At 71.2% G+C, this 23,712-nt stretch carries 19 protein-coding genes and 1 pseudogene; 8 read left to right on the top strand and 12 right to left on the bottom strand.

The window, feature by feature from the left end:
* Positions 1-49: 49 nt before the first annotated feature.
* From AS029_RS11510 to gabT, 4 genes and pseudogenes are all read right to left on the bottom strand, one after another.
* Entirely contained in the window at positions 50-1,609 is a 1,560-nt protein-coding gene (locus AS029_RS11510; protein WP_058232726.1) for an APC family permease, read from the bottom strand.
* The gene (locus AS029_RS11515; protein ID WP_058232727.1) at positions 1,606-2,478 is read right to left on the bottom strand and encodes a universal stress protein; all 873 of its coding nucleotides are present in this window, start codon (positions 2,476-2,478) and stop codon (positions 1,606-1,608) included. Before AS029_RS11515 ends, AS029_RS11510 begins: the two co-directional genes overlap by 4 nt.
* Positions 2,475-3,932 (bottom strand): annotated as a pseudogene (locus AS029_RS11520) (flavin monoamine oxidase family protein); the annotation flags it as partial. The pseudogene AS029_RS11520 and the gene AS029_RS11515, both read right to left, overlap by 4 nt.
* A gap of 76 nt (positions 3,933-4,008) precedes the next feature.
* The gene (gene gabT / locus AS029_RS11525) at positions 4,009-5,358 is read right to left on the bottom strand and encodes a 4-aminobutyrate--2-oxoglutarate transaminase (protein WP_058232729.1); all 1,350 of its coding nucleotides are present in this window, start codon (positions 5,356-5,358) and stop codon (positions 4,009-4,011) included.
* 92 nt (positions 5,359-5,450) lie between these two features.
* Here gabT and AS029_RS11530 point away from each other — a divergent pair, with 92 nt between their 5' ends.
* A complete protein-coding gene (locus AS029_RS11530) occupies positions 5,451-6,986 on the top strand; it encodes a PucR family transcriptional regulator (RefSeq protein ID WP_058232730.1) in 1,536 nt (511 codons plus the stop codon).
* A gap of 420 nt (positions 6,987-7,406) precedes the next feature.
* Positions 7,407-8,348 (top strand): endonuclease domain-containing protein, encoded by a 942-nt coding sequence (locus AS029_RS11535; protein WP_228375940.1) that lies wholly within the window; start codon positions 7,407-7,409, stop codon positions 8,346-8,348.
* Positions 8,349-8,628: 280 nt separating this feature from the next.
* Here AS029_RS11535 and AS029_RS11540 read toward each other — a convergent pair whose 3' ends face one another.
* On the bottom strand, positions 8,629-10,104 hold the full coding sequence (locus tag AS029_RS11540) for a helix-turn-helix transcriptional regulator (protein WP_058232731.1): 1,476 nt from the start codon (positions 10,102-10,104) through the stop codon (positions 8,629-8,631).
* 130 nt (positions 10,105-10,234) lie between these two features.
* Between AS029_RS11540 and aceA the strand changes: the two genes are divergently transcribed.
* Positions 10,235-11,551, top strand: coding sequence for an isocitrate lyase (gene aceA / locus AS029_RS11545; protein ID WP_058232732.1), 1,317 nt, complete (start codon positions 10,235-10,237; stop codon positions 11,549-11,551).
* Between the two features lie 216 nt (positions 11,552-11,767).
* The gene (gene aceB, locus AS029_RS11550; RefSeq protein ID WP_058232733.1) at positions 11,768-13,381 is read left to right on the top strand and encodes a malate synthase A; all 1,614 of its coding nucleotides are present in this window, start codon (positions 11,768-11,770) and stop codon (positions 13,379-13,381) included.
* Positions 13,382-13,602: 221 nt separating this feature from the next.
* On the opposite strand, the gene AS029_RS11555 is transcribed toward aceB, so the two are convergent.
* On the bottom strand, positions 13,603-14,895 hold the full coding sequence (locus tag AS029_RS11555) for a chloride channel protein (RefSeq protein ID WP_058232734.1): 1,293 nt from the start codon (positions 14,893-14,895) through the stop codon (positions 13,603-13,605).
* Between the two features lie 53 nt (positions 14,896-14,948).
* Here AS029_RS11555 and AS029_RS11560 point away from each other — a divergent pair, with 53 nt between their 5' ends.
* The 3 genes from AS029_RS11560 to AS029_RS17650 all read left to right on the top strand — a co-directional run bounded on the left by AS029_RS11560 (position 14,949) and on the right by AS029_RS17650 (position 17,539).
* The gene (locus AS029_RS11560) at positions 14,949-15,269 is read left to right on the top strand and encodes a hypothetical protein (RefSeq protein ID WP_139168097.1); all 321 of its coding nucleotides are present in this window, start codon (positions 14,949-14,951) and stop codon (positions 15,267-15,269) included.
* 39 nt (positions 15,270-15,308) lie between these two features.
* Complete coding sequence (locus AS029_RS11565; RefSeq protein ID WP_058232736.1) at positions 15,309-16,508, top strand: pyridoxal phosphate-dependent aminotransferase; 1,200 nt, start codon at positions 15,309-15,311, stop codon at positions 16,506-16,508.
* A 692-nt stretch (positions 16,509-17,200) separates the two neighbouring features.
* Positions 17,201-17,539, top strand: a complete 339-nt coding sequence (locus AS029_RS17650) for an endonuclease domain-containing protein (protein ID WP_167345264.1) — start codon at positions 17,201-17,203, stop codon at positions 17,537-17,539.
* 75 nt (positions 17,540-17,614) lie between these two features.
* On the opposite strand, the gene AS029_RS11575 is transcribed toward AS029_RS17650, so the two are convergent.
* The 4 genes from AS029_RS11575 to AS029_RS11590 are packed head-to-tail and all read right to left on the bottom strand — an operon-like array spanning position 17,615 to position 20,433.
* Positions 17,615-18,751 (bottom strand): UDP-N-acetylmuramate dehydrogenase, encoded by a 1,137-nt coding sequence (locus tag AS029_RS11575; RefSeq protein WP_058232738.1) that lies wholly within the window; start codon positions 18,749-18,751, stop codon positions 17,615-17,617.
* A complete protein-coding gene (locus tag AS029_RS11580; protein ID WP_058232739.1) occupies positions 18,751-19,155 on the bottom strand; it encodes a MaoC/PaaZ C-terminal domain-containing protein in 405 nt (134 codons plus the stop codon). The genes AS029_RS11575 and AS029_RS11580 overlap by 1 nt, the downstream gene beginning before the upstream one ends.
* On the bottom strand, positions 19,152-19,601 hold the full coding sequence (locus tag AS029_RS11585; RefSeq protein ID WP_058232740.1) for an FAS1-like dehydratase domain-containing protein: 450 nt from the start codon (positions 19,599-19,601) through the stop codon (positions 19,152-19,154). Before AS029_RS11585 ends, AS029_RS11580 begins: the two co-directional genes overlap by 4 nt.
* Before the next feature lie 34 nt (positions 19,602-19,635).
* Positions 19,636-20,433 carry a sulfite exporter TauE/SafE family protein gene (locus AS029_RS11590; protein ID WP_058232789.1) on the bottom strand — a complete coding sequence of 266 codons (798 nt, stop codon included), beginning with the start codon at positions 20,431-20,433 and terminating at the stop codon, positions 19,636-19,638.
* Between the two features lie 363 nt (positions 20,434-20,796).
* On the opposite strand from AS029_RS11590, the gene AS029_RS11595 reads away from it, so the two are divergent.
* Positions 20,797-21,432, top strand: coding sequence for an NADPH-dependent F420 reductase (locus AS029_RS11595; RefSeq protein WP_058232741.1), 636 nt, complete (start codon positions 20,797-20,799; stop codon positions 21,430-21,432).
* A gap of 111 nt (positions 21,433-21,543) precedes the next feature.
* Here AS029_RS11595 and AS029_RS11600 read toward each other — a convergent pair whose 3' ends face one another.
* The gene (locus tag AS029_RS11600) at positions 21,544-22,704 is read right to left on the bottom strand and encodes a cystathionine gamma-synthase (RefSeq protein ID WP_058232742.1); all 1,161 of its coding nucleotides are present in this window, start codon (positions 22,702-22,704) and stop codon (positions 21,544-21,546) included.
* Positions 22,701-23,705: a pyridoxal-phosphate dependent enzyme gene (locus tag AS029_RS11605; RefSeq protein WP_058232743.1), complete on the bottom strand. Its 1,005-nt coding sequence runs from the start codon at positions 23,703-23,705 to the stop codon at positions 22,701-22,703. Before AS029_RS11605 ends, AS029_RS11600 begins: the two co-directional genes overlap by 4 nt.
* Positions 23,706-23,712: the final 7 nt, after the last annotated feature.

The following is a 23,712-nucleotide window of genomic DNA, read 5'->3' on the forward strand; positions in this document are numbered from 1 at the left end:
TGTCGTTCAGGGTGTCGGGACATGCCGCGGAGGGCGGTTCGAGAGGGTCTCAGGGGGTGCGACGCCGGCGGGCGCTGGCGGGCGCCTCCCGCCCCAGGGTCTCACCGCGGAAGAAGGCCGGGCTTGCGATGCGCTGCGCCACCATCAGCACGAGGCCGACGACGATGATCACCACGGTGATGACGAACACCAACCCCACTCCCCCGATCTCGGATCCCGAGCCGTAGGAGGGGTCGGCGCTGTCGATCAGGGTCGTGACGAACAGCACCGCCAGGATGACACCGCCGACCAGCGGGGCGAGCAGGGTCAGCAGGACGTTGCGCGCCGAGTCGAACCACTGTTTGCGGAAGTACCAGACGCAGGCGAACGCGGTCAGGCCGTAGTAGAAGCAGATCATCGCGCCCAGCGCGGTGATGGTGTCGGTGAGCACGCTCTCGCTGAGCACGCGCATGATCGCGTAGAAGGCGGAGGCGACGATCGCCGAGACGATGGTGGCGTAGCCGGGCGTGAAGAACCGCGGGCTGACCTTCGCGAACGTCCTCGGCAGGGCGTCGTAGTGCGCCATCGCGAGCAGGGTGCGGGCGGGACCGACGAAGGTCGCCTGGAGCGAGGATGCCGAGCTGGTGAGCACGGCGAGCGACACGAGGAACGCCAGGGGCCCGAGGATCGGCCCGGAGAGGTGGAAGAAGACGTTCTCCTGGATGTCCTCGTTGCCCAGGCCCAGCTCGCCCGTGCCGTTGCCGGCGAACATCAGCAGGGCGACGGCGATGAGCAGGTACAGCGCGACGATGAGGAACACCGTCACGGTGGCAGCGCGGCCGGGCGTCTTGTCGGGGTCCTTCGTCTCCTCGTTCATGGTGAGGATGACGTCCCACCCCCAGAAGATGAAGATCGACAGTGAAAGACCGGCGGCGAAGGAGCTGAACGAGTCGACCTCGAACGGGTTGAACCACGACGCCTGCACGGGGCTCGCGTCGAACGCGTTGCCGTGCAGCATCTCGATGACCGCCGCCCCGGCGAACACCAGCAGCACGAGGATCTGGAAGCCGACCAGGCCGTACTGCAGGCGCTGGGTGGTCTGAAGGTCGCGATACGACACCACGGTCGCGAGGAACATGAACAGCAGGCACACCGCGATGTTGATCGGCACCACGCGGGTGAGCTCGGCGATGTCGGCGTTGCCGGTGATCTGCGCGATGAGCAGGAAGAGGAAGTCCACCGCGATACCGGCGAGGTTCGACAGCACGATGACGGTGGCGGCGACCAGCCCCCAGCCCGCCATCCAGCCGACCCAGGGCCCGAAAGCGCGGGCGGCCCACGTGAACGAGGTCCCGGCATCCGGCATCCGGGAGTTCAGCTCGCGATACCCCAGCGCCACGAGAAGCATCGGGATGAATCCGACGAGGATGATCGCCGGCACCTGGAATCCGACGGCCGAGACCGTGGGGCCGAGGGCACCTGTGAGCGTGTAGGCCGGGGCGATGGTCGAGATGCCGATGACGACGGCGCCGATCATGCCGATCGTCCCGACGCGCAGGCCCTTGTTGGAGATGCCGGTGGTGACGGCGCTGTCGGGAGCCGGGCTCGCACCGAGGGGCGACTGGGTCATGACGAGACCTCCTGGGTGCGGGGCACCACGATCATCGGAACGGGCAGGGCGCGCAGGATCCGCCCCGCGGTGGAGCCGAGGAAGAGCCGACGCGGCTGCGCGAGCCGGCTCGAGCCGACGAGGGCGATCTCGCCGGGCTGCCAGTCCAGGCGCGAGACCGCGTCTTCGATGTCGCTGCCGGTGCCGACGACCGCTTCGGCGGGCACCTCGTCGGCGAGCGACGCGCGCACCGTGTCGAGCACGCTCGCGGCGTGGGTCTGGCCGGTGAGCCGGGTGAGGCCGGCATCGACGCGATCGGGCAGGTCGACGCCCGCGAGCGAGACCAGGCGCAGGGGCGCTTTCGCCCGGCGGGAGAGGGATGCCGCGGTGTCGAGGAGCACGTTCGCTCCGGGGCGCGTGCCGATCGCGGCGGTGACGCGCGGCAGGCCGACGGAGGGGTCGACGCCGCGCGCCCCCTCGGGGGCCAGGGCGACGGGGACGGGAGCCGAGTGCACGAGCTCCTCGGCCGTGGTGCCGAGTCGGTGACGACCGCGGGGCCCTCCCCCGCCGGTGCCGACGACGATCACTCCCGCATCGAACTCCTCGGCGGCCGCGACCAGCCCCTCCGACACCGACTGCGCGACCCGCACGTGACCGCGGATGCCGGGGTGCGGTGCCACCGCATCGCGCAGCCATCCGCGGGCGGTGTCCTGCACGAGGCGCTCGTACGCGGCGTCCACCGGGATCGAGACGTTGTTCTCGGCCGACGGCAGCACGACCACGACGTGCACCGACGCGTCGAGCGCGTCGCCCAGACGGGCGCCGAGGGTGACGGCATCCGTCCCCGCCTCGGTGGCGGTGTAGCCGACGACGATCCGGTCGATGCTCATCCGCGGGCCCGCTCGAGGATCTCGTCGGCGGCGCGATGACCCTGACGGATCGCGCCGTCGACGTGCTGGTAGCCCGCGCCGGCCATGTCGCTGCACGCCAGGTGGATGGCGCCGACCGGCTCGCGCAGCTCGGCGCCGTAACGGTGGAGGCCGCCCAGGTCGAAGCTCGCCGCGTAGGCGCCGCGGGTCCACTCCTCGGTGCCCCAGTCGCTCTCGTAGTAGACGACCGGGTTCTTCGCCTCGGGCCCGTAGTAGTGCGACAGCGACTCGAGGATGCGCTGCTTGCGCTCCTCGGCGCTCAGGCGGAAGACGTCGTCGGCGTTCTGGTCGGACACGAAGCCCACGAGCGTGCCGCGCTCGTCGCCGTGGTTGGTGTTGTCGTAGGCCTCGTGGCACAGCTCGTACGGGCTGAAGGCGGTGCCCGACAGGCCCTGCTCACGCCAGAACGGCGTCTCGTAGACCGCGTGCACCTTGATGACGAAGCCCATCGAGATGTGCTGGTGCATCTGGTGCTGCAGACGCGGCAGCGGCGGCTCGAACGAGATGCGGTTGTAGAGCACCGGGGCCAGCGCCAGGATCGCGAAACGGGCACGGACGGTGACGCCGTCGGCGATCACGGTGACGCCGTCGGTGGAGGATGCCGCGGCCTCGACGCGGGCGGTCAACGCCTGGAGGTCGGCGACCCGCCGGCCCGTGCCCTCGGACCGATCTGGCGACGCCGGGTCGGCGCCCCAGATGACGCGCCGGACCGGCTGGTTCAGCAGCACGTCGTCGCCGAGGCGCTCGGCGAGCAGCTCGGGCACCTGCTGCAGACCGCCGGTGACGCGCTTGTCGAGGATGAAGTCGGCGTCGACGAGGTTGGAGTACGAGCCCGCGGATGCCGCCATGAGCAGCGACTGCAGCAGTGAGAACGTGTGCGTGGGCTTCGTGAGCATCGCGGAGCCCGTCGCGAAGGCGAGGTTGCGCACGGCCTCGTCGTCGTCGGTCTGCTGTCGGAGCCAGGCGTCCCACGAGATCCGGTCCCACTCGGCGGCGTTCGGGTGCTCCCACGGCCTGTCGGGGTCGATCTCGGCCACCATGGCATCCAGTCGCGCGGTGACCTCGTCGATGACCTTCTCGGTCTCGGGTGCGACGGGGAACATCTCGCCGGTGAAGCGCTTGGCCTCTCCGTCGGCTCCGACGTAGACGCTCTCGCCCTCGCGGTAGCGGCTGTAGGTCGACAGGCCGAGGTCGGCGACGGTGTCGATGAGCGCGGTCTGGTCGGGCGAGACCCACTGTCCGCCCAGCTCGAGCATCGCGCCCTCGACGGTGTCGGTCCACAGGCGCCCACCCACGCGGTCGCGTGCTTCGAGCACCACGACCGAGAGCCCGGCCTTGCGCAGGTCGTTCGCGGCGGTGAGGCCGGCGGCGCCGGCGCCGATCACGACCACGTCGCGGGTGATGTCATCCATGAAAGCGTCCTTACTTCTCGTGCGGAGTCGAGGGGTGGCCCCGGCGTCGGCGGAGTCGGCGCCGCCGCCGGGAGGTCCGTCAGATGCGGTCGAGGGCCGCCGCGACCACGTCGAGGCCTTCGTTCAGCAGGTCGTCGCCGATCGACAGCGGCGGCAGGAACCGGATGACGTTGCCGTACGTGCCACACGTGAGAACGATGACTCCCTCGGCGATGGCGGCCTTCGCGACGGCGGCGGTGAGGGCGGCGTCGGGCGCGCCGGTGGTGGGGTCGACGAACTCGGCGGCGATCATCGCGCCATGTCCGCGCACGTCGCCGATACGCGGGTCGTTCTGCTGCAGCTGGTGCAGACGTCCCTTCAGCACGTCGCCGATCTGCCGCGCGCGCTCGATGAGCCCCTCGTTCTCGAACGCGTCGATGGATGCCAGAGCGGCGGCGCACGCGATCGGGTTGCCGCCGTAGGTTCCGCCGAGTCCGCCGGTGTGGGTGGCATCCATGATCTCGGCGCGTCCGGTGACAGCGGCGAGGGGAAGGCCCGCGGCGATGCCCTTCGCGGTGGTGACGAGGTCGGGCACGATGCCGAAGTGCTCGCTGGCGAACATCGCGCCGGTGCGGGCGAAGCCCGACTGCACCTCGTCGGCGATGAAGACGACGCCGTTGTCGCGGCACCAGTCGACGATCGCGTTCAGGAAGCCGTCGGCGGGGACGATGAAGCCGCCCTCGCCCTGGATGGGCTCGATGATGACCGCGGCGAGGTTGTCGGCGCCGACCTGCTTCTCGATGAGCGAGATGGCCTTCGCGGCGGCCTCGGGACCGGTCAGACCGTCGCGGAACGGGTACGACAGGGGCGCGCGGTAGACCTCGGCGGCGAAGGGGCCGAAGCCGCTCTTGTACGGCATGTTCTTGGCCGTGAGCGCCATGGTGAGGTTGGTGCGGCCGTGGTAGGCGTGATCGAATGCGACGACGGCCTGACGCCCGGTGAACTTGCGGGCGATCTTGATCGCGTTCTCGACGGCCTCGGCGCCGGAGTTGAACAGCGCGCTCTTCTTCGCGTGGTCCCCCGGGGTGAGGCGGTTGAGGGCCTCGGCGACGGCGACGTACGAGTCGTAGGGCGAGATCATGAAGCACGTGTGGGTGAAGGCGGCCACCTGGTCCTGCACGGCCTTGACCACCGCGGGGTGCGCGTTGCCGACGCTGGTGACGGCGATGCCCGAGCCGAGGTCGATGAGCGAGTTGCCGTCGGCGTCGACGACGACTCCCCCGCCCGCGGCGACGGCCTGGATCGGGACCGTGTGGCCGACACCGGATGCCACGGCCGCGGCCTTGCGGTCGAGCAGCTCCTGCGAGCGGGGGCCGGGGATGGCGGTGACGAGGCGGCGCTCCTGCGGGAGCGAGGGACCGCCGACGAGGGGAAGGGTGTCGAGGCTCATGGCGGCGATGCTACGGACGGCGCAACGCGGGCCGCACTCTCCTGGCTGTACAGTCGCTGGCACCGTCGTATACGTCTCGTACAGGAGGAAGCATGGTCGCCGACGCCGTGACCCCGCCCAACCTGCGGGCGTTGCTCGCCCGGCGCGACCTGCACCTGCGTCTGGTCGTCGACGAGCGCGACCTGGCGCCCGGCGCCGTCGACCGCCCGGTGAGGTGGGTGCACTCCAGCGACCTCGCCGACCCGACCCCCTTCCTCAGCGAGGGGCTCGTGCTGCTGACCACCGGCACGCAGTTCGCCGACGCGACCGCCGCGGACTACACCGCCTACGTCGGACGCCTGATCGCTCGCGGCGTGCGCGCCCTGGGCTTCGGCACGGAGGTCGTGCGCGATGGCATCCCCGCCGGTCTCGTCGACGCGTGCGTTGAAGCACGGATGCCGCTGTTCGAGGTGCCCTATCGAACGCCCTTCATCGCGGTGGCCCGGGCCGGCGCCGAAGCAATCGCCGCCGACGCCTACGCACGGCGCAGCTGGTCGCTCGCGGCGCAGCGGGCCGTGTCGCTGGCCGCGCTGCGTCCCGACGGGCTGTCGGCCACCCTCGCCGAGCTGTCGCGTCAGCTCGACTGCTGGGTGGGGCTGTTCGACGCGGCGGGCGCCGTGCGCGACGAGCATCCGGCGGGCGCCCTGGCATCCCCCGCCGTCGACGCCGTCGCCGCCGAGGTGACGACGATGCTCCGTCGCGGCACGCGGGCCGCGGGCGCCGTGCGCGTCGGCGATGCATCGGTGACCGTGCAGACACTGGGCCGCGGCGGGCACCTGCGGGGAGCCCTCGCCATCGAGGCCTCCGACCTCGACCACGAGGCCCGCAGCGTCGTGACCGCGGTCGTCGCGATGGCCGCGCTCGCGCTCGAGCAGCAGGACGGCCTCGGCCGGGCGATCGGAACGTTCCGTGCGGGCCTCGTGCAGTCGTTGAGCGGTGACGATCCCTCGCTCGCCCGGCGGGCGGCCCGCGACCTGCTCGGTCCGCTTCCCACCGCCCCGGTGATCGTGGCGGTGACGCCCGCGGCATCCAATCGCTCGACGGCGCTGACCGAATGGCTCGAACGTCGTGCGCAGGAGCGGCGCGGCGAGCTGTTCTTCGGTCGCGGCGACGACGGTCTGGTCGTCGTCGTGCCGGCACGAGCGCGCGAGCTGCTCGTCGAGATCGCCGATCGGTTCGAGACGGTGGTCGGGTGCTCGGCGCCGACCGGCTACGACGGGTTCTCGGGTGCCCTCACCCAGGCGCGTACCGCCCGCGACCGGGTCACGACGCCGGGGGTCGCCGACTTCGCCGACACCGCGCGCGCCGGGCTCATCGCCGCGCTCGGTTCGGAGGGGGCGCGAGCGGTGGCCGCCGACGCCCTGGCACCGCTGCGCTCCTACGACACGGCGCAGGGCTCCGCGCTGGTGGAGACGCTCGACGCGTGGCTCTCGAACGACTGTTCGCACGAGGCCACGGCGCACGCGCTCGGCATCCACCGCCACACCGTGCGCGCCCGCGTCGCCCAGGCCGAGCGGGTGATCGACCGCGACCTGTCGTCGTTCGCCGCCCGCGCCGAGCTGTGGGCGGCACTGCGGCTGGCGGAGTAGGCGGCCCCGACAGGCGGGCGGAGTCTGCGAGCACAACGGCGGAGTTGTCGAGCGCCGCGCCGAGTCGCGGGCTTCAGGCCCGGCGTGTCGCCCAAACTCCCTGCCGTTATGCACACCGCGCCCCGCGGCCGACCCGTGGAGCACCCCGCCGCCCCGCGGCCGACCCGTTGTGCACAACGGCAGGACTTCTTCGCGGCACGCCGAGCCGCGGGCGTCAGGCCCGGCGTGTCGCCCAAACTCCCTGCCGTTGTGCACACCGCGCCCCGCGGCCGACCCGTGGAGCACCCCGCCGCCCCGCGGCCGACCCGTTGTGCACACCGCCGACCCGCGGCCGACCCGCGTGCACAACGGCCGGACTCCTCTGCGGCACGCCGAGCCGCGGGCGTCGGGCCCGGCGTGTCGGCCAAACTCCCTGCCGTCGTGCACACCGTCGCCCGGCGGCCCGCGGATGCGGCGGTCCTCCCCAGGCGCGACCTGTCCACAGATCACTCCGACCGGTGCCTCGTCGCTCTGACGATCACGCAGCGTGGACGCATGTGCGTCGGCGACTCGGCAATTCGTACGTTCAGCGAGCTGCGGAGCGCGGGGCGCTCCCGCCGGACGATCGCGGCCGAAGTGGCATCCGGATCCCTCCTCCACCTGCGTCGTGGTGTCTACGCCGAACGCGGAACCTGCGAACCCGTCGTCGCGGCCGCCCGGCACGGGGGAACCCCCGCGTGCGTGACAGCAGCGAGGCACCTGGGTCTCTGGGTGCTCGAAGGAACGGACCAGATTCACGTGTGGATGCGCGAAGCCGGGCACGGCTACCCGCACGACGGTTGCTCGTGCATCCTCCATTGGAGCGACATCCCCCTCGAGCGGGCCTTCGCGCCCCTCTCGATCGCCCACGTCCTCCGGCAGATCCTGCGGTGCCGCGGAGTCGAGCAGTTCTTCGTGGCCCTCGAATCCGCGTTGCGATTGCGGCTGCTGACCAGCGCGGACCGCGCCTGGCTGCACGACCACACGAATGCGCACGGGCGCGAGGCGCTCCGCTTGGCGCGGTCGGATGCCGATAGCGGACTCGAATCGCTCGTGCGGTGGCGCCTGCGGAATCGGCGTCTGCCCGTGCGAACGCAGGTGAGAGTCGTATCGGTGGGGCGCGTGGACCTCATCATCGGCGACGTGCTCATCGTCGAGGTCGATGGCGCGCCCTTCCATGACGGTGAGAGCCATCGCCACCGCGACCTCCGGCGCGACGCCCACGCCGCCGCGTGGGGGTTCATCACGCTGCGATTCGACTACGCGCTCGTCGTGCACGACTGGCCGACGGTCGAAATGGCCATCCTGGCGTACGTCGACCGCGATCTGCACCTCGCGCGCTGACCTCCGGCGGCCAGATCGTCGTCCGGCGCGCGCCGGCGCACCCGCCGCGGAACCGACACCCGGGCCACCTCCACCGGAGCACACGACGCGAGATCGCCGTGCGGTGCAGCCACCGCCACCGCCACCGGCGAGCACAACGGCAGGACTCCTCACCGACACGCCGCCCCACGGCATCCACACCCCGCGCGCCACCGAAAACCACCGCCGTTGTGCACCCCGCACCCGCCACCGCACCCGCCGCGCACCGACACCCCAGCCGCGGCCGTGCACGGGGGCGTGGTCACGACGGGGCGTGCGCCTGCAGGAACTCGTACAGCTCGGTGGTGTCGACGCCGGGGAACGCGCCCGTCGGCAGCGTCGCGAGCAGGGTCCGCGGCGTCCGCACGTTCGGCCAAGCCTGACCGCGCCAGGCGTTCTCGAGCTCGGCGGGCGCGCGACGGCAGCAGGTCTCGACCGAATGCCGCGACACGCCGCGGTTCGGAGTGTCGCGACCGCGGAACCACCGCGTGTCGTCGAAGCGCACGCCCACGCTCACCGAGTGCGCGCCCTCGCTCGACTGCTCCACGCGCGCGGTGCACCAATAGGTACCGTTCCCGGTGTCGGTGTACTGGTAGTACGGGTTGAAGAGGTCGTCCTCCTCGAAGACGACCCGGCTCGTCCAGCGGCGGCAGCACATCTGCCCCTCGATCGAGCCGAGGCGGTCGGTGGGGAAGTTCACGTCGTCGTTCTCGTACGCCTTCGTGATCGTCCCCGACTCGTGCACCTTGAGGAAGTGCACCGGGATGCCGAGGTGCACGGTCGCGAGGTTGGTGAAGCGGTGCGCCGCGGTCTCGTACGACACCGCGTAGGCGTCGCGGAGGTCTTCGATGCTGATCGCGCGCCGCTCTTTCGCCTCGCGGAGCGCGGTGACGACGTGGGCCTCGGGCATGAGCAGCGCGCCGGTGAGGTAGTTCGTCTCGACGCGCTGGCGAAGGAACTCGTCGTAGCTCGTCGGCTCGCCGTGGCCGAGGATCCGGCTCGACAGCGCCTGCAGCACGGCCGCGCGCGGATCGCCCTTCGCGACCTTCGTCGAGAGGTAGAGCCGTCCGTTCTTGGCATCCGCGATGCTGCGCGTCGACGAGGGGAGGTCGGGCACGTAGTGCAGCGTGAAGCCGAGGTGGGCGGCGATGTCGCTCGCGCCGCGCTGGGTCAGCGGCCCGCCCGGGTGCGCGGTCGCTTCGAGCATTTCGGATGCCACGCGCTCGAGCTCCGGAAAATGATTGTCCTGCGTGCGCATGAGCCGTCGGAGCGCGACGTTCGCGCGTCGCGCCTCTTCCGGTGTCGCCGACCGCTCCTCGCGCAAGCGCTCGATCTCGGCCTGCAGCGCGAGCATCGCGGCGAGCGCCTCATCGGGCACCGACCGTCCGACACGGAACGGTGCGATGCCGAGGGCTTGGAAGGTCTGCCCCCGCATCGCTCGTTCGACCGACAGCTCGAGGGTGGCGCGGGCGTCGAGGGGCTCGGCATCCAGGATCTGATCGAGTCTGCAGTCCAACGCCCGCGCGATCGCCTGCAGCAGCGTGAGCTTCGCCTCCCGCCGACCGTTCTCGATCATCGACATCTGGCTCGGCGCGCGCCCGACCGCTCCGGCGAGATCGTCGAGGGTCATGCCGCGCGCGGTGCGCAGCTGGCGGATGCGGCGGCCGATGGTGAGGGTGTCCACCTCTTCATGGTCGAGCGAGAGGGGTGACGGAGAGATCGAGACGCCGGTGTCCATACGCCAGAGTCTCACAGCCGCAGAAGATCGGGCGATCTTCACATGGCCGGTGCGGTTTCGAGGCCTTGATCTTCGCTCACAGTGGTCGTCACGGGGCACCGCCGCCCCGGCATCCGAGAGGAGAACGCTCATGACGATCCAGGCCACCCCCGCCCAGCAGCCCCTGCGTCCCGGCGACCAGACCGAGACCGCCGATGAGATCCGCGCCGCGTGGGAGAACGACCCGCGGTGGGACGGCATCGAGCGCACATACTCGGCGGAGGACGTCATCCGCCTCCGCGGCAGCGTCCGCGAGGAGGCGACGCTCGCCCGCCGCGGCGCCGAGAACCTGTGGAACCTCATCCACACCGAGGAGTACGTCCGTGCGCTCGGCGCCTACACGGGCGGCCAAGCCGTGCAGCAGGTGCGCGCGGGACTCAAGGCCATCTACCTCAGCGGCTGGCAGGTCGCTGCCGACGGCAACCTGGCCGGCCAGACCTACCCCGATCAGAGCCTGTACCCGGCCAACAGCGTGCCGGCCGTCGTCCGCCGCATCAACAACGCCCTGCTGCGGCAGGACCAGATCGAACGCGCCGAGGGCGAGGTGACGCAGGACTGGCTCGCCCCCATCGTGGCGGATGCCGAGGCCGGCTTCGGCGGTCCGCTCAATGCCTACGAGCTCGCGCAGTCGCTGATCGCGGCGGGGGCCGCCGGCATCCATTGGGAGGACCAGCTCGCGAGCGAGAAGAAGTGCGGCCACCTGGGCGGCAAGGTGCTCGTGCCCATTCAGCAGCACATCCGCACGCTCAACGCCGCGCGGCTCGCCGCCGATGTCGCCGGAGTGCCGACCGTGATCATCGCGCGCACCGACGCGCTGGCCGCCGACCTGCTCACGAGCGACGTCGACGAGCGCGACCGGGAGTTCCTCACCGGCGAGCGCACGAGCGAGGGCTTCTACCGCGTGCGTCCTGGATTGGATGCCGTGATCGCCCGCGGCCTCGCCTTCGCGCCCCACGCCGACCTGCTGTGGGTCGAGACCGGCGAGCCCGACATCGAGCTGGCCCGCCGCTTCGCCGAGGCCATCCACGCCCGCTACCCCGGCAAGAAGCTCGCCTACAACTGCTCGCCGAGCTTCAACTGGAAGCGCCACCTCGACGATGCGCAGATCGCGACGTTCCAGGCGGAGCTGGCGGCGATGGGCTACGCCTTCCAGTTCATCACGCTGGCGGGGTTCCACGCCGTGAACCACTCGATGTTCGACCTCGCCCGCGGCTACGCCGAACGCGCCATGAGCGCGTACGTCGAGCTGCAGGAGGCCGAGTTCGCCGCCGAAGCCGTCGGCTACACCGCGACGCGCCACCAGCGCGAAGCGGGCACCGGCTACTTCGACGTCGTCTCGACCGCGCTCAACCCCGACAGCGCCACCCTGGCTCTCGCGGGTTCGACGGAGACCGCGCAGTTCCACTGACCGCCGCTCCGCGCTCTCCCTCCACCCGGCGCCCCGGCCGCGCGACAACACCTCGCGCTGCGGCCGCGGGACACCACCCGGCGCCAGGCCGCGCGACAACACCTCGCGCCCCGGCCGCGCGCCCCCTCGTCACCGACTCGGAAGAAGGCCACGACCATGACACTCATCACCTCTCCCCCGCCCACCTCGACCCGCGCGGACTCCGGAGGATCCCGGATGCCGAGCACTCCGGCATCCATCCCCCACCTGCGCCTCGAGCGGCCCCTCGACGGACGGGATGCCGAGATCCTCACCCCCGCCGCGACCGCGTTCCTCACCGAGCTGCACGACCGCTTCGCCCGGCGCCGACACGACCGGCTCGCCGCGCGCCTGCGTCACCGGTTCGAGATCGGCAACGGCGACGACCCGCACTTCCGTGCCGACACCGCGCATATCCGGGACGACCCGTCGTGGCGCGTGGCCGGAGCGGGCCCGGGCCTCGAGGACCGCCGCGTCGAGATCACCGGACCCACCGACCCCAAGATGACGATCAACGCGCTGAACTCCGGCGCGCGGGTGTGGCTCGCCGACCAGGAGGATGCCACCAGCCCCACCTGGCGCAACGTCATCGGCGGGCAGCTCTCGCTGTTCGACGCCATTCGCGGTCGGCTGTCGTTCACGAGCCCCGAGGGCAAGCGCTACGAGGTCACCGCCGAGCGCACCCCCACGATCGTGATGCGCCCGCGCGGGTGGCACCTCCCCGAGAAGCACGTGACCTTCACCGATCGCGCAGGGCGCGAGCTGCCGGCATCCGGATCGCTCGTCGACTACGGGCTCTACGTCTTCCACAACGCGCACGCCCTGATCGAGGCGGGCCGGGGGCCCTACTTCTACCTGCCGAAGATCGAGTCGGCCGAGGAGGCACGGCTCTGGGATGACGTGTTCTCGTTCACCGAGGAGCGTCTGGGGCTGGCGCACGGGACCATCCGGGCGACCGTGTTGATCGAGACGCTGCCCGCGGCGTTCGAGATGGAGGAGATCCTCTTCGCCCTGCGAGACCACTGCGCGGGCTTGAACGCCGGGCGCTGGGACTACATCTTCTCGATCATCAAGACCTACCGCGGGCGCGGGGCGCGGTTCGTGCTCCCCGACCGCAGCGAGGTGACGATGACGGTGCCGTTCATGCGGGCGTACACCGAACTGCTCGTGCAGACGTGCCACAAGCGCGGCGCCTATGCGATCGGCGGCATGAGCGCGTTCATCCCCAACCGCCGTCGTCCCGAGGTGACACAGGCGGCGTTCGAGAAGGTCGCCGCCGACAAGCGGCGCGAGGCCGGCGACGGCTTCGACGGCACGTGGGTGGCGCACCCCGACCTCATCCCGGTGGCCCGGGCCGAGTTCGACGCGGTGCTCGGCGATGCGCCGAACCAGCTCGAGCGCACCCGTGGGGAGGTCTTCGTCGACCCCGCCGACCTGCTCGACCTGCGCATCGGCCTGCCGATCACCAGGGCAGGCGTGCGTGGCAACGTGTCGGTCGCGATCCGCTACGTCGAGGCGTGGTTGCGGGGCCTGGGGGCCGTCGCGATCGACGACCTCATGGAAGACGCCGCCACCGCCGAGATCTCGCGCTCGCAGATCTGGCAGTGGATCCATCAGGACCGCGAGACCGCCGAGGGGGATGCCATCACCCGCGCCTTCGTCGAGGGACTCGTGGAAGACGTGCTCGCCGAGGCGCACCGTTTCGACGGCGACCGCTTCGACGACGCCGCCGAGGTGTTCCGCGACGTCGCGTTGCGCGAGGAGTTCCCGGCGTTCCTGACGGTGCCGGCGTACGCGAGATACCTCGACTGAGTTCGGGAACGGCGCCCCTTCCGCGCGATCGACGGAGGGGGCGCCGTGGCGCGCGGGGGCACGGGGGCGCGCGGCGCGCGGGACCGGGGTGCCGAGGCGCGCGGGGGCGCGGGGGCGCGGGGGCGCGGGGCCGGGGTGCCGTGGGGCGCGGGGGCGCGGGGCCGTGGCATACAGGCGCGCCGGCAGCCGTGGCGGGGCCGACCGCTGCCCGGCGGGTCGCCCTACGCCCGCGAGGGATCGACCGGCGCGAAACCGCGCAGGCTCTCACGCGAGGTCAGCCGCGAGGCGGCGAGCGAGCCCGCCACGGCGAGGAAGATCGGCAGCAGCAGCGTGAACCCGGTGTCGGTGAACTCGATGACGAGCGCGATCGCGGTGAACGGGGCCCGCATATTGGATGCCAAGAACGCCGCCGCCGCGACGATCGCCAGGGCCGTGCCGTCGGCTCCGGGCCAGACGAACGCCCATCCCGCCGCCGCGGCGGCACCGAGGGCCGAGCCGATCGCGACCGACGGCTGCAGCGTGCCGCCGATGGCCCCGGCTCCGAGCGAGACGGTCGTCGCGACGTACTTCAGCGCGGCCAGCGCGATCAGCAGCAGCGCCGGCTGCGACAGATCGAATCCCGCCGCGGCGAGCGCCCGACCGTTGCCGAGCACGAGGGGGAAGACCGTGCCGAGGGCACCGACGGCGGTGAAGACGAGCGGCAGCGCGACGAGCAGTCCCCATCCCTCGGGGCGGAACCGCGCGAGCTTCTTCGTCACGGTCGAGAAACTCGTCGCGCCCCACCCCATGAGCGGGCCGATGAGGATCGCCGCGACGATGAGCGACGCGTTCACGTCGACGGATGCCACGGTGTACAGCGAGCCGTCGCCGACGAGCGGACGCGCGACGAGGGTGGCGATCGAGCTCGCGGCCAGCGCGACCACCGCGGCGCCGACGCTGAACTGGGCGAGCAGGATCTCGATCGCGAAGAGCGCGCCGCCCAGCGGCACGTTGTAGACCGCCGCGAGACCCGCCCCGGCTCCCGCGGCGATGAGGATCCGGCACCAGCGGGCATCGAGACGCAACCAGCGCACGAGCTTCGAACTCGCCATGGCCGACAGTTCGCGCGGCGCGACCTCCTTGCCGATCGAGGCACCCAGGGCGACCGAGCCCACCTGCAGGATCGTGTCGGCGAGCGTCTCCCACCACGGCATCCTCGCCCCGTCGACGCCCTGCTCGACGGTCGCGATGCGTCGGCCGAAGCGGCGGAGCAGATACCACCCGACGCCGGCGGCGACACCCGCTCCGCCCACCGTGACGATCGGCAGCCACCAGGGGTCGGGGTACGCGAGGCCGTCGAGGAACGGTCCCTCCTCGTGACCCCACACGAGGTGTTCCAGACCGTGCACGATCCACACCAGAAGGAGCACCGCGACGCCTGCGGCCACGCCCACGAGCGCGGTGGCGAGGCCCAGCCGGAGCAGGAAACCGAGCCCGCGGCGTCGGGAGCGCAGGGGGTCGGCGGGGGCTGTCACCCGCCCACGGTAGCCGACGCGCGTGACGCGGACGGGCGCGCTAGCGTGTGCGCATGACGCCTCCCCCGCCACCCCGGTCCGGTGTCGACGTGCTCGGCATCATCGCACTGTGCCTCGCGAGTCTCATCGCATTGCCCACCCTGGCGGTGTTCCTCATCGGGCTCGTCCCCGAGATGAACGCGATCTGGTGGCTCGGCATCGTGCTCTACCCGCTCCTGGTGATCGACGGCGTGCTCGTGGTGGTGCTGGCCATGGTGGGGCTCGTGGTCGCGGTGAGGCGCCGCGGTCCGCGCGCGCTCTCGGTCATCGCGCTGGTGATCGGCATCCTGATGCTCGTCCCCCCGTTGCTGCTGGCGGTGGGATCGGCGATCTGACCCTCGGCGCGCCGGGGGCGAAACAGTAGGCTCGGGACCGTGACTTCCCGTGCCCCGCTCTCTCGCAAGCTGTCCGCCATCGCCGAGTCCGCGACCCTCAAGGTCGACGCCAAGGCCAAGGCCCTCCAGGCCGCCGGCCGCCCGGTGATCTCGTATGCGGCGGGCGAGCCGGATTTCGCGACGCCGTCGTTCATCGTGGATGCCGCCGCCGAGGCGCTGCAGAACCCCGCGAACTACCGCTACACCCCCGCCGCCGGTCTGCCGGTGCTGCGCGAGGCGATCGCCGCCAAGACGCTGCGCGACTCGGGTCTCGAGGTCGCTCCGTCGCAGGTCATCGTGACCAACGGCGGCAAGCAGGCCGTGTACCAGGCGTTCCAGACCGTGGTGAACCCCGGCGACGAGGTGCTGCTGCCCGCGCCGTACTGGACCACCTACCCCGAGGCGATCGCGCTGGCCGACGGCACGCCCGTGGAGGTCTTCGCCGGCGCCGACCAGGACTACAAGGTCACCGTCGCCCAGCTCGAGGCCGCCCGCACCGACAAGACGACGGTGCTCGTCTTCGTGTCGCCCTCGAACCCGACCGGCTCGGTCTACACGGCCGAGGAGACCGCCGAGATCGGCCGCTGGGCGCTCGAGCACGGCATCTGGGTCATCACCGACGAGATCTACCAGAACCTGACCTACGAGGGCGTGCGCGCCGTCTCGATCGTCGAGGCCGTTCCCGAACTCGCCGAGCAGACGATCCTGCTCAACGGCGTCGCGAAGACCTACGCCATGACCGGATGGCGCGTGGGCTGGATGGTGGGACCGGCGGATGCCATGAAGCTCGCCGCCAACCTGCAGTCGCACCTGTCGAGCAACGTCAACAACGTCGCGCAGCGCGCCGCGGCGGCAGCGCTCACCGGCCCGCAGGACGAGGTGGAGCAGTTCCGCCTGGCGTTCGACCGCCGTCGCAAGCTGATCGTGTCGGAGCTGTCGAAGATCGACGGCGTGCAGGTGCCCAACCCGCTCGGCGCGTTCTACGTCTACCCCGACGTGCAGGGCCTGCTGAACCGTTCGTGGGGCGGGGTCACCCCGACCACGTCGCTGGAGCTCGCCGACCTCATCCTCGAGCAGGCCGAGGTCGCCGTCGTGCCGGGCGAGGCCTTCGGCCCGAGCGGCTACCTGCGTCTGTCGTACGCCCTCGGCGACGAGCAGCTCCTCGAGGGCGTCCAGCGCCTCCAGCGACTGTTCGCCTGAGCCGCTCTCGCGCGAGTCGCCAGTATTTGTCGCTTCGGGCACCGATGAAGCGACAAATATTGGCGACTCGCGCCTGAGGCGTTGAAGGCTGTGGAAAGGGAACGGGGCGGTCTCGGCGAAGAAGACATGATCGGCGGATGCCGCACAGTTCCCGCCTCGTCGGACCCGCCGCCGCGTTCACCGTCACCGAGGGTGCAGCACACGGTCTCTCGCCGAGCTCGCTGAGGGCGTCCGACTGGATCACGCCCCATGCCGGCGTCCGCGTCGAGCGAACGTCGACCCCGCGGCAGAGACTCGCGGCGCTTGTGCGCGCACTTCCTGCGCACGCGTTCCTCTGCGGTCCGACTGCGGCCGTCCTGCACGGACTCCCCCTACCCGGCCCCTTGGCAAGCCGCGCGTGGGAAGAACCCTTCATCGGCGTGCCGGCGGGCCGCAACCGCATACGCCGCCCGGGAACGACGGGGCGCGCACTGACCGTCGAGCCCGACGATGTCGTGGAGACCGATGGCATCCGATGCACTTCCCTTCTGCGTACCTGGGCAGAGCTCGCCGAATTCCTGGGGGTCGGGCAGCTGACGGCCGTCTCGGACCACGTGATCTCCCGGCATCATCGGCGTGCGACACGCGAGGATCTCGAGCGGACGCATCGGCGCTTTCTCGGCGGTCGCGGGTCGAAGAGGCGACGGCTCGCCGTGGACCTCGCTGACGAGCGGGCGGAGTCGCCCCGTGAGTCGGAAGTTCGCGTCCTGCTCATCCAGGCGGGACTGCCGTGCCCCGCAGTGAACGTGGAGATCTTCGACGGAGCGCGGTTCGTCGCACGTGTCGACCTCCTCTATCCGGATCAACGCCTGATCATCGAGTACGACGGCGACCACCATCGCGACCCGCACCAGTGGAGCAGAGACCAGTCGCGCCGGGCTGAGCTGGAATCGCTCGGCTACCGGATGACAGTGGTGACCGCCCGCGACTTCGACGATCCCGCCGCGCTGATCGCCCGCATCCGTCGCCTCCTCGCGCGAACCCCCCCGTGAGTCGCCAGTATTTGTCGCCCAGGCCGCCGACGAAGCGACAATTCCTGGCGACTCGCGGGGGGCGAAGGAGGGGGGCTAGAGCTCGACGTTTACCAGGACGGGCTCGGGCTGCAGGACCAGGCCGAACTCCGCCGCCACACGGCTCTGCACGAAGCGGGCGAGTTCGGCGATCTCGGCGGCGGTGGCCTCGCCGCGGTTCGTCAGCGCGAGCGTGTGCTTGGTCGACAGACCGGCGCGCGAGCGCGGGAAGCGGAAGCCGCGCGACAGCCCGGCGTTCTCGATGAGCCACGCCGCGCTCACTTTCACCTCACGCTGCTCCACAGGGGGCGGGGGCAGGATGCCGTCGAACGCGGCGAGCGGGATGACGGTCACCGGATCGAGCACCGGCGACATCGGCCACCGCGGGCACGCCGCGGGAAGCGTCCGGGCGAACGCCTCCGAGACGATCGCGTTCTGGAAGAACGAGCCCGCGCTCCAGGTGTCGGGGTCTTCGGCGTCGAGGACCATGCCCTTGCGGGCGCGCGTGGCGAGCACGTGATCGCGGATCCAGCGCAGCGACACCGCGTCAGCGGCATCCAGTCCCAGGGCGGAACGCAACTGGTCGCCCGCGATGGGCCGCTCGCCGTCGCCGACGCGCTCCAGTTCCAGCGTCACCGAGAGGATGACGGCGGAACGCTCGGGCACGGAGCCGTAGTGCTGCTTCAGCACGGAGGTGCGGAAGCCGAGCCCCAGCTCGCCGGCCGGCACCACCGAGACGTCGCCGGTCGCCTCGTCGATCAGCTCCACCTCGATGAGCGTCTGCACGATCTCCTGACCGTAGGCACCGATGTTCTGCACCGGTGCCGCGCCGACCGTGCCCGGAATGCCCGACATCGCCTCGATACCCGCCAGGCCCCGCTCGACGGTCTCGGCGACCAACGCATCCCAGTCGTGCCCGGCCTGTACGCGAAGTCGCACGGTGTCGGGCCGCGACCCGGGCAGCTCCTCGATACCCGTTGACCGTACGCGGACGACCGTGCCGTCGAACGGCTCGTCGCCGACGAAGAGGTTCGACCCGCCGCCGAGCACGAGCCACGGCTCGCCGACGGCCCACGCCTCGCGCAGCGCGCGGATGAGCTCGTCGGCGGAGTGCACCTCGACGAGGCGCGCCGGCTCGCCGCCGGTGCGCAGTGTCGTCAACCGGGAGAGCGGGATCGGGGCGACCTCGGGCATCAGCTCAGCCGCACCCGCACCTGCGCCTTGCCGAGCACCGAGGTGTCGGCGAACGTGACGGTGAGGTCGACGCGCGCGATGTCGTCGTCGACCGCGCCGACCTTGGCGCTCACGTGGATGTCGGCACCGGTCTCGGTGTCGACGACGACGGGACGGGTGAAGCGCACCCCGCATTCGGCGATGCGCGCGGGGTCTCCCAGGGCGTCGGAGACGATGCCGACGGCGATTCCCATCGTGAGCATGCCGTGCGCGAGCACGCCCGGCAGGCCGACGGCGGCGGCCACGTCGTCGTTGTAGTGGATGGGGTTGAAGTCGTTCGAGGCTCCGGCGTAGCGCACGAGCGACTCGCGCGTCAGGTGCACGGAGCGTTCGGCGATGATCTGGCCCACGGTGAAGTCGCTCATGCGTCGGAATCCCCCACGAGAAGAATGCTGGTGGTGGTCACGACGTGGGCGCCGTCGGCATCCACGACCTCGGCCTCCATGGTGACCATGGCGTTGCCGCCCATCGCGCGGATACCGGCGACCGTCAGCGTCGCGACGAGTTCGTCGCCGGCGACGATGGGACGCGAGTAACGGAAGCGCTGTTCGGCGTGCACCACGCGCGAGAGTTCGATGCCGGAGTCGGGGTAGGCCAGCATCTGCTGCAGCGTGATGTCCTGCATGACGATGGCGAAGGTCGGCGGAGCGACGACGTCGGCGTAGCCGAGCGCGGCAGCCGCCTCGGGGTCGACGTACTGCGGGGCGTCGGCGAAAACGGCGCGCGCGAATTCGCGCACCTTCTCTCGACCGACCAGGTACGGCGCGGTCGGCGGGAAGGCGCGACCGACCAGTTCGGGATTCACGGGCATCCGGTCAGTCTACCGACGGCCCCGGCGAGCCCTCTCAGCGCTGGTGGCGCCCCTTCACGGCCTTGATGGCCATCTGCATCGCGATGAAGACGAGGAAGAGCGAGAAGAGGACGTTGCCGATGAAGGGGTCGACGAGCGTGGCGACGAAGGCGCCCAGCGCGGTCGTCGTGCATGCCGCGAGCCCGACGCACGCCGCCGCGCGCAGGTCGACGTTGGAGCGGCGGACGTTGCCGACGGTCCCCGAGATCGCGGCGGGGATCATCATGAGCAGCGACGTGCCCTTGGCGACGAGGTCGCTCGTGCCGAAGAGCAGCATGAGCGCGGGCACGACGATGATGCCGCCGCCGACCCCCAGCAGGCCCGCCAGGATGCCGGTGATCACGCCGAGCACGCCCAGCAGCGGACCCGTGATCCACGTGAGCACCAGCTCGGCGTCGCGCGAGGGGATGACGAAGTAGAGGCTGACGATGACGACGGCGAGGAACGCCACGAACGACCACCGCAGGGCGGTCTGGGAGAGCTTCGGCAGCAGCCACGTGCCGATCTGCGCACCGATCACCGCTCCCGCGGCGAGGATGAGCGCCGGGATCCACGCCACCGACCCGTGCACCGCGTAGGAGATGACCCCGACGGATGCCGTCGGGACGATGGCCGCGAGAGAGGTGCCCGCGGCGAGGCGCTGATCGAATCCGAGGAGGAGCACCAGCAAGGGCACGATGACCGTGCCGCCGCCGACGCCGAAGAGTCCGGACATGAGGCCGGCCAGAAGGCCCACGCCGATGCAGACGACGAAGAATCGGGTGGAGCGGACGGGGCGGGTGTCGGAGGTCACAGACTCGGGTCCTTCGCGAAGACGTTCCACGGTGGGCGAGGCGCCACCGAACACCAAGTCTTCCATCTGCGCGACAGCCGCCCGGACACGCCGCTGCCACGCGCGTACCGGAGAAAAGAAGCGGCCCCCGGTGGTCCGAAGCCGCGTCCACCGGGGGCCGTCGCCCTCACAGGTCAAGCAGGACGGTGACCCGAACACCGGCCGGCGACCACTCGCGTGAGGGTGCGACAAGATGACGATAAAACGCGGCGTCTCCGCGGTCCCCCCGGTTGACGGCGGTAGCTCGGAGTGCTAATTGTTTATGCCGCTGATTTCTTCCCCACTCCGGGAATGACTCCTCGACCCCCTCGGTTGAGGTCGAGCATGACAACCGTGGGAATCATCGGAGCAGGACACATCGGCTCGACGCTCGCCAAGGGCTTCGCGAAGAACGGCTACGACGTCGTCATCGCGAACTCGCGAGGGCCCGAGACCCTCACCGACCTCGTCACGTCGGTCGGCGATCGCGCTCGCGCGGCGACGGCCCAGGATGCCGCCGAAGCCGGCGACATCGTCGTGGTCACCGTGCCGCTGAAGGCGATCGGCGAGATCCCCGTCGCCCCACTGGCGGGCAAGACCGTCCTCGACACGAACAACTACTACTTCGAGCGCGACGGTCGCATCGCCGACCTCGACGAGAAGAAGACCACCACCTCACAGATGCTCCAGGAGCACCTCCGCGAGTCCACCGTCGTGAAGGCGTTCAACCACATCATGGCCGCCGACATCCTCACCGACGGCTCCCCCGCCGGCACCGAGGACCGGCGCGCGCTGGCGACCTCGAGCGACTCCGACGAGGCGGTCGCCCTCGTCACCCGCATCTACGACGAGTTCGGGTTCGACACCGTCAACGTCGGTCCCCTCGGCGAGAGCTGGCGCGTCGAGCGCGACCAGCCGGCCTACGTCGTCCGCCAGAACGCGGCGGAGCTGCAGCAGAACCTGGCCCGCGCCGAGCGCTGACCAACACCGATAAACGGCGTTCGCGCCGAGACACGTCGTGGCGCGGCGTGTCTCGGCGCGAATCGCGTTTCCGGATGCCGAACGCCCGGTGCCGCTCCTCTGTCGCCCCCGTCAGAGGGACGCGAGCGCCTGGTCGACGTCGGCGACGAGGTCGTCGACCGACTCGATGCCGACCGACAGGCGCACGATGGTGTCGGGTACCGCCAGCTCGGTGCCGCGGACGGACGCGTGCGTCATGGCATCCGGGTAGTTCACGAGCGACTCGACGCCGCCCAGGGACTCCGCCAGCGTGAACAGCCGCGTCGACTCCGCGAAGCGCCGAGCCGTCGCGCCGTCGGCGAGAGCGAGCGAGACGATGCCGCCGAAGCCGCTCATCTGGCGCGCGGCCAGATCGTGCCCGGGGTGCGAGGGCAGACCCGGGTAGTACACCCGCGCGACACGGTCGTGACCGGCCAAGTGTTCGGCGACGGCCTGCGCGTTCGAGCTGTGGCGCTGCATGCGCACCCCGAGCGTCTTGATGCCGCGCGTGGTGAGGTAGGCGTCGAAGGGACCCGACACCGCGCCTGCGGCGAACTGCAGGAACTGCGTCTTCTCGGCGAGCTCCGCGTCGGCGAAGGCGAGCGCCCCGCCCACGACGTCGCTGTGGCCGCCGAGGTACTTCGTCGCCGAGTGCACGACGACGTCGGCGCCGAGCGCGATCGGACGCTGCAGGGCGGGCGAGGCGAAGGTGTTGTCGACGACGACGACGGCGCCGGCCGCGTGACCGAGGCGGGCGAGGCCCTCGATGTCGGTGATGCGCAGCATCGGGTTGCTGGGGGTCTCGACCCACACCATCTTCGGCGCGCGCTCCTCGATGGCCGCTGTCACGGCATCCAGGTCGCTCATGTCGACCACGCGCAGCTTCACGCCCCAGGGGCCCAGCACGCGGGCGAGCAGGCGGTACGTGCCGCCGTAGACGTCGTTGCCGAGCAGCACCTCGTCGCCGGGCACGAGCGCGGCGCGCAGCAGGGCGTCTTCGCCGGCGAGGCCCGAGGCGAACGAGAGGGCTCGTACGCCCCCCTCGAGCGCCGCGATCTGGGTCTCGAGCGCGGTGCGGGTGGGGTTGCCGCTGCGACCGTACTCGTAGCCGCCGCGGAGCCCGCCGATGCCGTCCTGGGCGTAGGTGGTCGAGACGTGGATCGGCGGGATGACTGCGCCGGTCGTCTCGTCGGGCTGCTGTCCCGCGTGGACGGCGAGGCTGTCGAAGCCGCGGGCGGCGTCGTGGGTGCTCATGCGGAGTGCTCCTGGGTGCTCGGGGGGATGACGGATGCCACGGGTGCAACGTCGTAGCCCCGCTGGATCATCCAGTCGTCGTCGAAGATCTTGCTGAGATAGCCCCGCCCGTGGTCGGGGAGGACCACGACCACCACGGCATCCGCGGGCAGGTCGCGGGCGACCCGAAGCGCCGCGACGACGGCCATGCCGCTGGACCCGCCGACGAGCAGCCCCTCTTCGCGGGCGAGGCGGCGCGTCATGGCGAACGACTCGGCATCCGAGACGCGCTCGTACCCGTCGACGACGCTGGGGTCGAACGCCGGGGGCCAGAAGTCCTCGCCGACGCCCTCGACGTCGTAGCCGTGGATGTCGTCGCCCGAGTAGATCGAGCCGACCGGGTCGGCGCCGACGATGCGCACAAGGTCGCCCGCGACCTCGCGCAGGTAGCGGCCGGCGCCGGTGATGGTGCCGCCCGTGCCCACGCCCGCGACGAAGTGCGTGAGCCGCCCGTCGGTGTCGCGCCAGATCTCGGGACCGGTGGTCTCGTAGTGGCTGCGCGGGCCGTTGGGGTTGGCGTACTGGTTGGGCTTGAAGGCGCCCGGGATCTCGCGCACGAGCCGGTCGGACACGCTGTAATACGAGTTCGGATCGTCGGGCTCGACGTTCGTGGGGGTCACGACGACCTCCGCGCCGTAGGCCCGGAGCACGGCGCGCTTGTCTTCGGCGACCTTGTCGGGCACCACGAAGACGCAGCGGTATCCACGCTGCTGAGCGACGAGGGCGAGGCCCACGCCGGTGTTGCCGCTGGTGGGCTCGACGATCACTCCGCCGGGGCGCAGCAGACCGTCGCGCTCGGCGGCATCCACGATGTTGGCGGCGATGCGGTCTTTCGCCGAGCCGCCGGGGTTGAAGTACTCGATCTTGGCGAGCACCGTGGCGGCGATGCCGTCGGTCACGCGGGTGAGACGGACGAGGGGGGTGTTGCCGACGAGGTCGGCGACGCTCTGGGCGTAACGCACGATGGAA

The sequence above is a fragment of the Microbacterium enclense genome, assembly GCF_001456955.1.
GTDB classification, from domain to species: domain Bacteria; phylum Actinomycetota; class Actinomycetes; order Actinomycetales; family Microbacteriaceae; genus Microbacterium; species Microbacterium enclense.

What these genes read in the sequence shown, in the direction of transcription:
- AS029_RS11510 (WP_058232726.1), bottom strand. Translation starts at nt 1,609, where the DNA reads ATGACCCAGTCGCCCCTCGGTGCGAGCCCGGCTCCCGACAGCGCCGTC.
- AS029_RS11515 (WP_058232727.1), bottom strand. Translation starts at nt 2,478, where the DNA reads ATGAGCATCGACCGGATCGTCGTCGGCTACACCGCCACCGAGGCGGGG.
- gabT (WP_058232729.1), bottom strand. Translation starts at nt 5,358, where the DNA reads ATGAGCCTCGACACCCTTCCCCTCGTCGGCGGTCCCTCGCTCCCGCAG.
- AS029_RS11530 (WP_058232730.1), top strand. Translation starts at nt 5,451, where the DNA reads ATGGTCGCCGACGCCGTGACCCCGCCCAACCTGCGGGCGTTGCTCGCC.
- AS029_RS11540 (WP_058232731.1), bottom strand. Translation starts at nt 10,104, where the DNA reads ATGGACACCGGCGTCTCGATCTCTCCGTCACCCCTCTCGCTCGACCAT.
- aceA (WP_058232732.1), top strand. Translation starts at nt 10,235, where the DNA reads ATGACGATCCAGGCCACCCCCGCCCAGCAGCCCCTGCGTCCCGGCGAC.
- aceB (WP_058232733.1), top strand. Translation starts at nt 11,768, where the DNA reads ATGCCGAGCACTCCGGCATCCATCCCCCACCTGCGCCTCGAGCGGCCC.
- AS029_RS11560 (WP_139168097.1), top strand. Translation starts at nt 14,949, where the DNA reads ATGACGCCTCCCCCGCCACCCCGGTCCGGTGTCGACGTGCTCGGCATC.
- AS029_RS11575 (WP_058232738.1), bottom strand. Translation starts at nt 18,751, where the DNA reads ATGCCCGAGGTCGCCCCGATCCCGCTCTCCCGGTTGACGACACTGCGC.
- AS029_RS11580 (WP_058232739.1), bottom strand. Translation starts at nt 19,155, where the DNA reads ATGAGCGACTTCACCGTGGGCCAGATCATCGCCGAACGCTCCGTGCAC.
- AS029_RS11585 (WP_058232740.1), bottom strand. Translation starts at nt 19,601, where the DNA reads ATGCCCGTGAATCCCGAACTGGTCGGTCGCGCCTTCCCGCCGACCGCG.
- AS029_RS11595 (WP_058232741.1), top strand. Translation starts at nt 20,797, where the DNA reads ATGACAACCGTGGGAATCATCGGAGCAGGACACATCGGCTCGACGCTC.
- AS029_RS11600 (WP_058232742.1), bottom strand. Translation starts at nt 22,704, where the DNA reads ATGAGCACCCACGACGCCGCCCGCGGCTTCGACAGCCTCGCCGTCCAC.